This is a genomic window from Seinonella peptonophila, from assembly GCF_900129355.1.
GTDB lineage: Bacteria > Bacillota > Bacilli > Thermoactinomycetales > Thermoactinomycetaceae > Seinonella > Seinonella peptonophila.
Window position 1 is genome coordinate 1 of record NZ_FQVL01000001.1, and the last position, 13,592, is coordinate 13,592.

Genomic DNA, 13,592 nt, shown 5'->3' on the forward strand with positions numbered 1-13,592 from the left:
CTAGACCAGAAGTACTCCTTCCACAGTTGCTTTTTGATATGAGGAAATTCTTTTTTGATGATGCGAGAACTAGCACTTTTGTAAGCATTGATAAATTTTGAAAGTTCAGTTTTAGGATGTGCTTTAAACAACACGTGAACATGGTCTTGATCGTGGTTCCACTCTAGCAATGTTATATGATACTTACTTCCAATGTCGATAAACATTTGTTTTGCTTTTTCAGATACCTTATGATTGATTACTTTTCGACGATATTTGATAACCAAAACTAAATGATAGCTTAATCTGAATACCGAATGATTATTACTGTCTATTTTCATATACAAAACAACCTTTTAGCTAATTAAGACTGATTATATCATATAAGAATAAAAAGGGCAAATGTTCTAAAAACAAATGCCTCTAGGCTATCGTCTAGCTGAAATTCACCACCCACTTAGCAACTTGAAGTGGGAGTACTCTTTCAGAAAAACTGATAGACACAATTTGTCAACTCAAGAATAGTACACAAATAAGTTTGGGATGGTCCTATTTACCATCCTGTTTTCCTGTCTCTCTCCTATTTCATTGGCAAGACTCCTGTAGGAAGGTGTTTTCATAACCACAATATAGAGTATTAGATTCATGTATCCAGATAGTATAATTCGTCATCCTACAGCATTTGGTTTTTATTTGTTCATTTCACATCTAATTCATGTTAATCATATGTATCGGAATATTTTCTTCCTAGGATTCTGAGTATCCAATCTGTTAGAATCATTCCAGATGAGTGAGATGATATTTTTCCATATCTGAATCTGTTATATGAGAGGAGTACGAAACATGTGTGGACGATTTACGCTTACTACGCCAGAAAGCAAACTTGAGCAACGATTTCAAATGTCATTAGATTTACCTTATGCTCCAAATTATAACACTGCTCCAACACAAAGCGTTATAGGGATAATTTCAAAACAAGGATCAAGGCAGGTAACGCATTATCGTTGGGGTTTGATCCCATTTTGGGCCAAAGACCAGAAGATTGGAAGTCGCCTCATCAATGCAAGGGCTGAGACACTGCATGAGAAGCCTAGCTTCCGTCATTTATTCAAACGTAAACGTTGTATTATTCTGAGTGATGGTTTCTATGAGTGGAAGCGGATTGGCAATAGTAAACAGCCTTATTATATTCGAATGATCGATCATTCTCCATTTGCATTTGCTGGATTATGGGATACATGGAAAAAAGGAGAACAAGAAATTCATTCTTGTACTATTATTACTACGCAACCAAATCGCTTAATGGAATCCATTCATCACAGAATGCCTGTAATATTACCACAAGAATATGAAGATCAATGGTTAGATGAGAAATTAATCGACAAAGAAGCTCTTCAATCATTGCTAGTACCTTACACTGAACCAAAGATGGAAGCGTATCCTGTATCGACTATGGTGAATAGTCCTAAAAACAATAACCCTGATCTACTAGAACGAATATGAGATGTAGTGGTTTTGTTTTTTGTAGATCTGTTCATTAATCCTCTCTATAGCAAATAACCACAAAGAAACAGCAAAGATTAAAACACATTTTATCAGTTCATAATGCAAAATAACAAAAACATACTTACCTACTAGGTGCACCAGAAATGGAGCTATCTTCTCAAAAGAGCAGAAGTTGTTATTCAACTACTTTGTTAGGAATCGAAATGGTGATTATCGAGACTTTCAGGATGAAGAAGATGACGCATATCTTCTTGATGAAGAATACTTTGATATGTATCTGCAGACGATGGAGAAAGGCGACCGAGAAGGGATGTGTAAGATTTCTAAGATTATCACGAAGAAAAACAAAAATTAACCCTGACTATCCTAGAAAATGCTGATTGTCTACGAACAAGTATAGCGGTGGATTTGTGTTTACAACAATGTGTCACGAATCCACCGCTGGTGTGTTATTATACTACATTGTTTAGAATAGAAGTAAATTTCACCTTTATCGGGCTATTGTCTATGAAAATTTACATAAGGATATACGAATGATATGGATTAAAAAAAGAGATAGGGGAGATGAAAGAATCGTTAGGCTAATCTTCTTAATTGGACAATAGTAATTGTACACATAGGAATCAGAAGTGATTATCAGATATTTGATAAATTAAAATATGTATCAAAAGATAGATAGACGTATGATTTCCCTCAATGTTTGTAAAAATATACCTATGCAATTGGGAGTAATGAACATAACACATATGATCCAATTTTTGTAATCGATAAAAAGTCGTTAGTTATTATGATTATTGATAAAATATAAAAGCAAATATATCCAGATGAGAATTATATGGAGTGGTTTATTTGTACAACAGCCAAGAAATCTTACTAGCGCTTGAATCTACTGCGTTGCATGTGAACAATCTCCCCCCTGAAATTGAAGAGTTTATTAATACTAATGAGCGATTCATGTGGGTGAGTATGCTGGATGATCCTGAATATAATTGGGTAACGCGTGTTCAGTTTAACAATCAAAATGTAGAACAAAAGGTTGATGAGATTGTCGATTATTATCGTTCGAAGAAGAAGTCCTTTAATTGGAGTATTGGACCCAATTCTAGTCCACTATTTTTAGGGGAAGTAATGGAGAAGAAAGGTTTTCATGTTATCAACGAATATGAAGGTTTGGCGTTCGATTTGCAGACATCGAATATAAAGACTCAATCCACAGATCATTTAAAAATGAAACGAGTACAAACAACTCAGGAGCTAAAAGATTTTATCAATATTCGACATGCAGGAATGAATGAGAAAGATCAGAACCTGTGGATCTCCCTACGTTCAAAGGGTTTGGAAAAACAACAGGATATGTTAGTCATTGCCTATTTAGATCAGACTCCTGTAGGAACAGCCAGTTTCCGTCTCTCTGCTGATAGAAAGATCGTCTATTTTGCCGATGCTGTAGTCTTGCCTCAATATCGTCAACGTGGGATCTATAAGCATTTGATCGAATATCGCATGAGATTGAGTAGACAATTAAAATGTCATGTGGTTATTACAATTGCTAACGTGAATACTTCTTCTCCTATACTAAAGAAATGGGGATTTAAATCATATTGTCTGATGACGGATTATAGATTATTAGATCAAACATAAAATGACCCATCCGCTAAAAGTTAGGGAGGGGCTTTTCGTTTATTGAATTGTTTTTTGCGGCTGGGGTTGCATAAGGTCGATGCTGGACAAGAGCAATGCAGTCAAAATTTGCGCCCCTTGGAGTAACGCCTCTTGATTAAAAGTCATGTCAGGATGATGTAATCCAGGTTGCAGGTCACATCCTAAACCGATCATCGTAGCGATCAGCTCAGGATGTTGCTGGGTGTAGAAATGAAAATCCTCTCCACCTGGCGAATGGCAGACAGGCACTAGATTTCGCTTGCCCAATACCTTGATAATAGATTGTTTAGCAATCTCTATCGCGTAATCATTTGGAATCGTTGCGGGTACATAATCTGTTACTCGCCATTTGATGAAGGTACCAGTCTCTAACGTCGTAGCTTGTATACATTGAATGATAAGTTGTTGCAATTGTTTCATCATTTGATCGGTATCTGCTCGCAAATCCAGCGTAAATGTGGCACTTTCTGGGATCACGTTGCAAGCTTTACGATTTCCTGATTCTAATTGAGTAATCGTGGCCGAAAAAGCTCCTCCTTCGAGTTTGATCTTTTGTATGGAGTGAAGGAGATTTGTCATAGCTAGTATCGGATGGATTGCTTCCTGTGGTCGCGCCGCGTGCGACGATCGCCCGGTAATGGTACCGCGAATGGTTGCTGAACTACGATGTATAATAACTGGAGCTGCTTTGCCATAGGGAACTTCCATCCATGGACGTAAATGGATGCCGAACAGCATTTTGACATTTTCCAAAACCCCATCTTTCATCATTTGTAATGCACCACCTGCTACCTCTTCGGCAGGTTGGAAAAGAAAGCGAAGTGTGTAGGGGAATCGAGGCTGATAAGCTGCCAATGCGAGTGCCGTATATAATACCATTGTACTATGAGCATCGTGTCCACAGGAGTGATTAGCGATCATTTCTCCTTGAACCTCTTGTATGATTGCATCCATATCTGCACGCAATGCGATCACGGATTCACTTAAACCAGGAATTTCCGCGACAAAACCATGATGTCCAGGAAATGAACGTACTTGTAGTCCAGCTTCGCTCAGACGTTGGGAGAGATATTGCGCAGTATATTTCTCTTGCCAACTTGGTTCTGCTATTTTATGTAATTTTTGGTATGTGTGGATGATGTCTTCACGATGTTGTTCTAAGTAAGTATGTGGTAGCATGAAATTCCCTTCTCACCTGCTAATTTGTTTCTGCTATCATGTCCGATTAACTGATAAATGTATTCTTTGATTCTAACAGAAATGAGCTTTTCTATCTAGTATTTGTAAATAATTATCAGAAAATTTTGGGTAGGCCATTAAACAGAAAATAATGATGGTGAGATTGACACTCCACACGCTTTCATGTGTGTGGAGTGTCAGGAGCTTTGGTATTCATGCTTTAGGATAGACATAGAAATTAGAGAAATATATCGATCATCCTCTAATCGACATTCTCTTGCAACACCTTCTCTTGTAAAACCTTCACTCACATAAAGTTTCTGAGCCCGCTGGTTAAATTCTTTGACATCCAAGTATAATCGATGAGTTTGTAAGTTGTTAAAGCACTATTTTTTTAACAGTCTTAATGCTTCTTTTCCAAAGCCTCTCCTTTTTTCATGGATCACAATACGTTTTAAATAGTGTGATCCATGAATATTCTTAAGATCAGTCATGATGATATATCCAAATCGCTTTCCTGATGAAACACTTTGTATGATCATATGTTCCATATCTAAACTTTCCATTGTATGAATGTGTTGATCGATTGTCCACGAATAATATATGGGGTATTTTCTTGATTTTATAATTTCAAAGAAATTGCATTAAAAGACAACTGAACTAAGCAAAGTTTTATAGCGTTAATGTTATGTATATTATGTATATTGCTAATTATATAATTTCTCTGGCCTTCCCGCAGGAAATGCCAGTAGCGTAATGCGTCAGGGTTTGATGTCCAAAACAATCACCAGAGCTATCAGTCGAGTCAACGTAGTGGGATACTCCCGCTGCACGACCAATTCGAATGCTCTTTTATCTGCGAAGGACCTGTGCTAATTTGACTTCCGTCGCTCGATCATCCGAAGAACCATGGGAAGAACAATCAGCGAGAATATCAGGAGAGGTATACTCGACACCCACACCCGACTGACCCCTTGGTTTGACTCAATCCAACCTCCGTACAGAAGGCCGACGAATGAACCGATATTTGAGAACATATTGAGGGTGGCTATCGCTGCTCCCTTCTCGTTCTCGTTTGCCCTATGCAGTATGAATCCCTCGGAATACAGCCCCTTTATTCGTGAAGCAATTCCTATAAGTGCTGCTGCGACGAAGATGGCTATGATGTGGTGGAGAACGGTGAGGACGATTGCCACTAACATGAGTAGCTGGCTCAGATAAAGCATCCACCGATACGTCTTTGGTTGGATGTGCTTACTGATCCAATTACTACTACCAATGCTAGAAACATAGCATACAAGGAAAACCCAGCTTGCTAGCCCTACATCGATTATAGTGGCAAATAGACCATAAAGAAACGGAAGGCTACAATTGAGCCCGCCATTCCGAGTGCAACCCACACTGCAGGCCAGTAGAGGAAGTTTGTCCAGGAGAATGGTTGTGGCTTCTCACTGAACACTGCATTCGGGACTAGCAGATACAGTCCCACTTCCAACAGGTTAATTGCTACTCCTATGATCAGGAGCCACCTATATGGAACCCGGGAGAGAAGTTGGTCTACCAGTACCATTGACAAGAAGTCTCCTATGATCATGAAGGTAATCATTAGAGATCTCCCTTTCGTTTGGTACGTTTCGGTTTGTTCTTGTTGTGTAGGTGACAACGAACCCGAGATGGAGGCTCGAATCCAGAGAATGCTCGAAGCAGCGCAGATACTGCTCGAAATTCCCAGCAGGATCCAAATGAAGAAAATCTCGAAGCTTCGTTGGAAGAACACTGACAAGATGGTCGAAACCATACCAATCAGTGATGACACACACACAACTTTTTTCGGTGGAAATCGATCAACCAACTGAATGGCCATCAACCCACCTACACCTAGGCCTATCCAGTAGCCGGATTCGAAAAATCCGACTGATCGTCCCTGCTTGTTCAGATGAATCTCCTGAACAACCCTTATATAGGCCACCTGCATCTCGTTAATACCTGCGCCCAGAAGAAGGCAGAAGAGAGTGCCAGTTAACCACGACGGAATGAGTTTGTTAACCCACTTACGCATATCGCCTCCTCATCAACTTGACTTCCTGTTGAAGTAACAGGACAGCTTTGTAGATTCCCACATCTACTAATGAGTGGGGAAAATAGCCTTGTTGAGATCATTTAATCATAGTAGAAAAAAATAATAAAGTCTGAATAATATTTAAAACAAAATTCTATTATTTACTTTGATTATATTAGTAAAGAAAGTAACTGTTTAACATCAGATAGGGTCAATGAATATGTGATATTCATAAATTTTGAATGTAAACAGATCAGACTTAGGTAGAATCATGAAAACCCGATCGGTACTAAAGTGTCAAACCCTAAAAGGGTAACAATTTCATCTGGTTTCGCATAGGAACGAATGGAGAGATACATTTTGTTTGAAGTGGATGCAGATGGTAAAATGAAGTAGAATTAATAAAGTTTGGAGTGATGATATGGATCATTCAGTGAATAAACGGACGTTTGTAGGTCTGTCTCTTCCTGCAAATATTAAGGAACAATTAGGCGGCTGGATGGAAGAAAACCAACTGAAACTACCTTTTCGTAAATGGACAATTCCAGAAGATATCCATATCACACTGCATTTTTTAGGAGAGACAACTGAGGAACAGTTGAAACACATAAAGAGCATATTAACGGAAGTATGTTCTAAACACCGTTCATTTTCATTATCTTTAAATGGATTTGGGATATTTGGTCAAAACCATCAACCACGTATTTTCTGGTCGGGAGTAGGTGGGGATTTGGAGCAGCTTCAAAATTTACAAAAGAGCATAGTGAAAGAACTTGATCTGATAGGGTTCCCCAATGAAAATCGTCCTTATCGACCACATATTACCCTTGCTCGAAAATATGAATCGAATACCTTTAACCCCAGTGTTTTACCATCACTACCAAAAATAGAAGCCGAATGGATCATTAATAAAGGGGTATTGTATGAATCGAAATTAGGGCAAAGGCAAAGGTATCATCAAATAGAATACTTTTCTTTTTCAAATACTTAGAAGAAGAGAAAAGCTGACTCAGCTTTGGACGTTTTATTAATTAATTATTTCAACTACTTGTCTCTATTTATTGATCCAATACCATCTTGAGGATTTATTGTTGCCATACCAAATAAAACAAAAAGCCCACGATACAACCATGGGCTCTTTGTCATGAATCACTTTGTTTTAGGGATAATAACATTTTACTCCATGGTTGAAGTGTTTCCCTTGTTTGTTACTCACTGTGAATGGTAGAAGATTACTCTGAGTGTGTGTAATCGCTTAAACAGATCGACTTGGACTCGTCTGAGTGGTTGTGGTCACTTCTGCAGGTCGACTTGGACTATCTGAGTGGTTGTGATCTGAACAGTTGTGCCTTTCGTAGGCAGGGAACTGGATGATGATACCCTTCATATGGAAGCTTTTCTCTTGCAGCAGTTCCTTCAGGTAATCTCATCCCCAATGTATCATTTTAGCTCCCAGCCAAAGGCCGAGCAGCGAATCGATGAAACGCAAGTGCTGACCGAATTGCCACACGGCTCCTTGACCGATGATCACGATGATCGAGTGGTAGAGATCCGATTTCACATGAAGGAAAACTCCCTTCAAATCGCCCTTGCGAGTTGCTGATGAGGATGACAAGTAGGTTGATCACGTTGATGATTTAGTTACCCATTTGCATTTGTAAAATTGTGAGTTAGGAAGTGAATAACCATATTGTCGCAAGTGAAAATAATGGACATATTGGTTCTGGTCATCAAAAATGAGCAACCTATTTATGATTTTTTGTTGTATCATTGAGTTCATCATCTTCCAAAGAATCACACCTGCACATGTGTTGGCTCTCTAGTTGAACATCGAGCATAAACGATGAGTAAGACGTTTGGTTTTAGAAGATAAGAGTTAAAAAGTAGGTTGAAAGATAAAAGTAATGAACTGATACAGATATATTTAATTGCTTATGTTTTTCAATTCTTGTATTAAGATATCGAGGGTATTAGCCCTTTCTTTTGCATCCTGTTGGTCAAATAGAAGTTCTTCGATACATTCCCAGATATCTTCTAGTTTTCGTCTTCCTTTGTAAAATTGTAGTGTATCGAGATTGATTACAAAATCTTTATGGGCTTTTTGATAGATGCTTAAAAACTTTTGATAGAAGGGTTTATCAATGAAAAATATCATATCCGCTTCTATAGGTGCCAATTTCAGCCCTTCCCAATCAATCAAAATCAAATGTTTTTTATGTTGCATGAGATTCCAATTATGAATATCTGTATGGCAAAGAACCATCTTCAAATTACTATTTTTCAAGAGTATAGCCAGCTTTTCAACTTGATCAACTAAGAGACTCAATGGTTCAATGTAAGGTTTTATCACTTCTTTTATATCATTTGAAAGATTGCGATACTCCTTATCAAATAAGTTTCTGATCAGTTGCAGGTATGGAACATGAAAATCCTCTCTAATCGCATCGGTTCCAATTGGTATTTCTTCGCCAAATAAATGAAGTTCTGCTATTATCTCCGAGAATTGGATAATTTGTTCTTCCATTAACTCTTGATCACCGATCGTTTGACCATCAATGAACTCAAAGAGTAAATATATTCCATCAGGGTCTTCATATTTATAATCACCGTTTTTTGTTATAAGAGGCACAGGAACTTTACCTTTTAATCCGCTATTATGCATCAGCCATTCCAAAATCGGCATATAGACATCTATAAGAGCGGTCCATTTTGCGGTTGAAGCTCTGCTTTTTTCATAAACCTTCAAAAAATAGGAATTTCGATCGTTATCAAGTTTGTATGCAAGTGCTGCCCAACCGGGTTGTTGTTCTAAAATGGTTGAAATATCGATATCATAGTGTTCCTTCAAAATAGATTTTATTTTATCCATAAGACCCTCCATATTACTAGTTCATATAAACTATTCTTTTTCTAAACATTTAAATAGATCCTTAAGAGAATATCATCAAATAACGCCGTGCGTTTGAATCTGATTGGAATAACTTTGTTACTTGATGTAGCAAAATAAATTATCCGTCCTTACCATCCAATCCTGTAGTCATTTGTAACTAAATCAAAGATTTAAAAGTGGAAAACATAGTACTTCTTCATGAAGAAAGAGAGATCAACTCTCCTACAAAAATGTAGCTGTATGTGATGCAATGAAGGCGTTTAAAAAAGAAGCAGGAGGCAAACCAAATCAAAAAAAACCAGCAATCTTTACTTTCGAGCCAGGGAATTTCGATAAGATTCCATAATATAGGAGGTTATTAAAAATGCTTGAGACTGAATTAACACGTATTCTCAAAATTCGTTATCCGATATTCCAAGCACCGATGGCAGGTGGATCTACTACTCCTGAATTAATAGCAGCAGTTTCAAACGTCGGCGGTCTTGGTAATCTTGGGGCAGGATACTTAACACCAGAGAAAATCCGTAGTTCGATTCAAGAGATCAGACAATTAACGGATCGGCCGTTTGGAGTCAACCTGTTTGTACCAGAGCAACCAATGGAATCAAAAGAAAATATCGATCAAATGACAGATTACCTCAATAAATATCGTGTCAAACTTGGCATTGCACAAAATCCATTGATCCAGAAGTTTTCGGAGTCGTTTGATGAACAGCTGCAAGTACTGCTGGAAGAGAGAATTCCAGTATTTAGTTTCACCTTTGGCATACCATCACAAGACGTGATCCAAGCTATGAAGCAGCGTGGAACAGTCGTTATAGGCACTGCAACAACAGTTGAAGAATCTAAACAATTGGAAGCGGCAGGCGTAGATTCCATTGTAGCTCAGGGAAGTGAAGCTGGAGGACATAGGGGCACATTTTTGAAGGGCCGTTCCGACTCTCAAATTGGCACCATTGCTCTTGTTCCTCAGATTGTGGACAATGTTTCGGTTCCAGTTATTGCATCTGGGGGCATCATGGATGGAAGGAGTCTTGTAGCAAGTCTCGCATTAGGTGCAGCAGCCGTACAAATGGGTACCGCGTTTTTGGCGTGCCCTGAAAGTGGAGCCCATGAAGTATACAAACAGAAAATCCTTTTGGAGAATGAGGATGCCACTGAAATTACACAAGCATACTCAGGTAAAGCCGCACGAGGCATTCGAACTGAATTTATGAACGACATGAATCATTATTCTGGCATAATTCCAGCCTACCCAATTCAAAATGCAATGACAAGAGACATTCGCCAAGCAGCTGCAAAAGTGAATAATCCCGAATTCATGTCGCTTTGGGCTGGACAAGGTCTTAGGTTAGCTAAAGATCACTCTGCCACTGCAATTGTAAAACAAACCATCGAGGAAGCGAAAGTTCTAATCAAAAGGATTTCTATCTTCGGAAAAATTAACAATTGAAATAAGAAATCGAGTAGATGCAATTTTTCACCGCGAGGATACGCTGGAAAATAGATGAACATGTCAATTCATTAAACTGGTATGTTATGAACGAAACAAGATGCCACTTTTTCAAAAAAACATGTGCAATACAGAAAAGAAATGCGACAAGAGAACAGTCTCCTTGTCGCTGTTTCAAGTCGATTATGATAGATTTTCTGATGGTCTAAATGTAGCATTCATTCGGATTTTTTTCTCTTGGGCCAACGGAGTCGATTTCTTGATCGAGAATAATAACCTTATTCATCTGTATCCCTCCTAATTCATCTACAATATTAATAAACATTCCCTTAAACGAAATAACTCAGTCTTACTTTTCGTAAAATAAAAAAGTGACCATTCCATTGGTAACGGTAAGGGTAAGCGGCTAGTTTTATCATTTTGACTAAGAACACTCCTGTCTTAACCAAGTCAGCTTATTGAACTCAGCGTACCGATCAATCATTGATATTTGTCTGATACTGGGAAATATTGTTGGTATATTCTGTATTCTATGGCTGAATATCAGATATAAAAGCGATTTCAGACTGCGCAATGTAGTAAATAACTACTGATCAAGTAGCTTAGAACAGATTGATGATGAGATGAAATGAAGAAATGAAATGAAGAAATGACTTGAATATCACTTAGAATACAAGTCATTTCATATTTAATAGGGAAACTCATAATGGGTTTATATACCTTTTTCGTTAGCATTCAAAAAATATATCTTCAAAAAGAAATCTAGTAAGAGAAGGATTAACTCTTTTAAAAAGAGTAATCCTTCATCTTCGATCCATTGTTACTTTATTATGAAGAGTCCTTTTGAAGATTTCCCTTCATTAAAGTTGCAATTTGTTGATCGTCTGATTGTTTAGATTGTTCCAATTGGCGGATGATAAGCTTTTGACGCTCTTTGGGATGGTTTTGGCTTAACTTTGCTTTCCCCTCAAGCCTGTCTATTTTTATTTTAAATCCAACTATGCCTTTTGACATACCATCTATATAACTTGCCTCTACTTGATCTAACTGGTAAGAGCTATTTGGTTCTTCGTATTTCAAGACCATATCCTTTAAGGATTCCATCAGTTCGTTTCCTTCTATGATTTTGACTTGTCCGTACACATGAACTGAAATGTAATTCCAAGTAGGTACAGCTTTATTTGTTTCATACCAAGAAGGAGAGATAAAGCAATGGGGGCCATGAAAGATTGCGAGCACAGCTTGAGATTCGATTTCCTTCCATTGTGGATTTGGACGAGCAAAATGACCGTATAAGTATTTTTGGCTTTGATCAAGTATTAAAGGTAGGTGTGTTGCCCATGGCTTTTCATGGTGCTGAGATATTAATGTTGCAAAGCTATACTTATTGATTACCTCATATATCGTATTATCATCTTCAATGCGGAATTGTGGTGGAATATACATCATTTATCACCCTATTCATGAATCATTTTGATATCAGTTCATAGATGAATGGAGGTTTCATTTGATGGTCAGGATGTCAATTCAATGAACAATACCTATATTATCATGGATGTTTATGTCGATTGCAAGAAACTGGTTTTATTCCAAGTAAAAGGAGCTCCTCTCAGGTACATGATTTTGGAACCAATTATGTTTTTTACAATGCCGATGATTCATACATCAATTTCTTTCAGCATACAAAGTAAGCTAGGATATCATGAACCCACTTTTTGAACGAGCTGTGCAAGAAGAAGTAATGAAAGAATTCTTAACTTGGTTTAAGGAAATCTCTATTAATAATCAAGAAAAATGGGTGGTACCATCCCAAACAGTTGCTTTGATGATTAGTTGGACAGTTTTTGGTGTAGCAGTTGAATGGAGTCAAGGAAAACCTGAAAAAATTTCTATTCATGAGATTGCTGATCATCTTCTTGACATGATTACGAAAGGAGCTGACTGCTTAATTCCAAAGGATTAAATCCAGGATTGATAAATCGACAATAAATGAAGGTCGAAGAATTACCCGAAAACGAGTATTTACTGATATATATATGTTCGAAATGGAATGGTCTCATTTTAATTATGTGAAATGAGACGTTTTTTATTGGCATGGTTTTTGCTTTTAATAGTCAATGTAAAACCAAAAATCACATGGAGGGTTAAACATGTTTGAACCAGAGTATACCATTTTACCAGATTATGCACCCTTATATCCTCAGCTACCTTTTCATTACAAAAATTATCGTAAGCTCAGTGTCTATTGTCGGGGAGAACGTGCAGCTATCGAGAGATTTTTACCTAAGCAATTTGAATATGCAGGAGATGTTTTTGAAATTTTTGTTTTAACCAATCCAGAAATTTCAGGACTTACTCCATACTCAGAAGGAGGGATAGTTATTCCTTGTAAATATCGAGATATTCAAGGTGGCTATATGGCTTATGAATATGTGGATACTGATGAATCTCTATGTGCTGGAAGAGAAATATGGGGTTATCCAAAAAAATTGGCTGATGTGACCTTCGAGGAGAATGAAGGAAAAGTTCAGGGTCGATTGGTTCGTAAAGGAAAGACAATTATAGATATCTCTGTCGATTTGGATGACACTCAAGTAGATCAACCTAATCTTTTTCCACGATTAATTGTCAAACGAATTCCAAAAGCTGATGTTTATGGAGTAGATGTTGATCAAGTTATATTAAATGAATTTGAAAACGTAGTTATTCACTCACGTGAAACAGGTTCTGCACAAGCCAATTGGGAGTATTCAAGTTTTGATCCTTTAGCAGAATTAGGACCAGTGGAAGTGTTGGGTGGCGTTTTTGTAGTTGCCGATTATACCTTGAATTATGGTAAGGTTCTAACTCGATAAAGGAGGGAG

Annotated in this window: 13 protein-coding genes; 6 read left to right on the forward strand and 7 right to left on the reverse strand. The window is 37.6% G+C overall.

Annotated elements, in window-relative coordinates; genetic code table 11:
- Positions 1-320, reverse strand: a 320-nt coding sequence (gene tnpA, locus BUB71_RS00005; protein ID WP_073152538.1) for an IS200/IS605 family transposase, incomplete at its 3' end; no start/stop codon positions are given.
- 502 nt (positions 321-822) lie between these two features.
- Between tnpA and BUB71_RS00010 the strand changes: the two genes are divergently transcribed.
- On the forward strand, positions 823-1,482 hold the full coding sequence (locus BUB71_RS00010) for an SOS response-associated peptidase (RefSeq protein WP_073149950.1): 660 nt from the start codon (positions 823-825) through the stop codon (positions 1,480-1,482).
- Between the two features lie 852 nt (positions 1,483-2,334).
- Positions 2,335-3,126 (forward strand): GNAT family N-acetyltransferase, encoded by a 792-nt coding sequence (locus BUB71_RS00020; RefSeq protein WP_073149957.1) that lies wholly within the window; start codon positions 2,335-2,337, stop codon positions 3,124-3,126.
- Between the two features lie 39 nt (positions 3,127-3,165).
- On the opposite strand, the gene BUB71_RS00025 is transcribed toward BUB71_RS00020, so the two are convergent.
- From BUB71_RS00025 to BUB71_RS00035, 4 genes are all read right to left on the reverse strand, one after another.
- On the reverse strand, positions 3,166-4,326 hold the full coding sequence (locus BUB71_RS00025; protein ID WP_073149960.1) for an amidohydrolase: 1,161 nt from the start codon (positions 4,324-4,326) through the stop codon (positions 3,166-3,168).
- A 386-nt stretch (positions 4,327-4,712) separates the two neighbouring features.
- Positions 4,713-4,877 (reverse strand): hypothetical protein, encoded by a 165-nt coding sequence (locus BUB71_RS19310; RefSeq protein WP_175552230.1) that lies wholly within the window; start codon positions 4,875-4,877, stop codon positions 4,713-4,715.
- A 321-nt stretch (positions 4,878-5,198) separates the two neighbouring features.
- A complete protein-coding gene (locus tag BUB71_RS20315; RefSeq protein ID WP_422785115.1) occupies positions 5,199-5,726 on the reverse strand; it encodes an MFS transporter in 528 nt (175 codons plus the stop codon).
- On the reverse strand, positions 5,657-6,385 hold the full coding sequence (locus tag BUB71_RS00035; RefSeq protein ID WP_073149967.1) for an MFS transporter: 729 nt from the start codon (positions 6,383-6,385) through the stop codon (positions 5,657-5,659). Before BUB71_RS00035 ends, BUB71_RS20315 begins: the two co-directional genes overlap by 70 nt.
- Before the next feature lie 421 nt (positions 6,386-6,806).
- Here BUB71_RS00035 and thpR point away from each other — a divergent pair, with 421 nt between their 5' ends.
- Entirely contained in the window at positions 6,807-7,376 is a 570-nt protein-coding gene (gene thpR / locus BUB71_RS00040) for an RNA 2',3'-cyclic phosphodiesterase (protein WP_073149970.1), read from the forward strand.
- Between the two features lie 933 nt (positions 7,377-8,309).
- On the opposite strand, the gene BUB71_RS00050 is transcribed toward thpR, so the two are convergent.
- Positions 8,310-9,254, reverse strand: coding sequence for a phosphotransferase (locus BUB71_RS00050; protein ID WP_073149976.1), 945 nt, complete (start codon positions 9,252-9,254; stop codon positions 8,310-8,312).
- Positions 9,255-9,639: 385 nt separating this feature from the next.
- On the opposite strand from BUB71_RS00050, the gene BUB71_RS00055 reads away from it, so the two are divergent.
- Positions 9,640-10,728 (forward strand): NAD(P)H-dependent flavin oxidoreductase, encoded by a 1,089-nt coding sequence (locus BUB71_RS00055; protein ID WP_073149979.1) that lies wholly within the window; start codon positions 9,640-9,642, stop codon positions 10,726-10,728.
- An 828-nt stretch (positions 10,729-11,556) separates the two neighbouring features.
- On the opposite strand, the gene BUB71_RS00060 is transcribed toward BUB71_RS00055, so the two are convergent.
- Positions 11,557-12,174: an FMN-binding negative transcriptional regulator gene (locus BUB71_RS00060; RefSeq protein ID WP_073149982.1), complete on the reverse strand. Its 618-nt coding sequence runs from the start codon at positions 12,172-12,174 to the stop codon at positions 11,557-11,559.
- A 256-nt stretch (positions 12,175-12,430) separates the two neighbouring features.
- Between BUB71_RS00060 and BUB71_RS00070 the strand changes: the two genes are divergently transcribed.
- Entirely contained in the window at positions 12,431-12,691 is a 261-nt protein-coding gene (locus tag BUB71_RS00070) for a hypothetical protein (RefSeq protein ID WP_073149988.1), read from the forward strand.
- 187 nt (positions 12,692-12,878) lie between these two features.
- On the forward strand, positions 12,879-13,583 hold the full coding sequence (locus tag BUB71_RS00075) for an acetoacetate decarboxylase family protein (protein ID WP_073149993.1): 705 nt from the start codon (positions 12,879-12,881) through the stop codon (positions 13,581-13,583).
- Positions 13,584-13,592 lie beyond the last annotated feature (9 nt).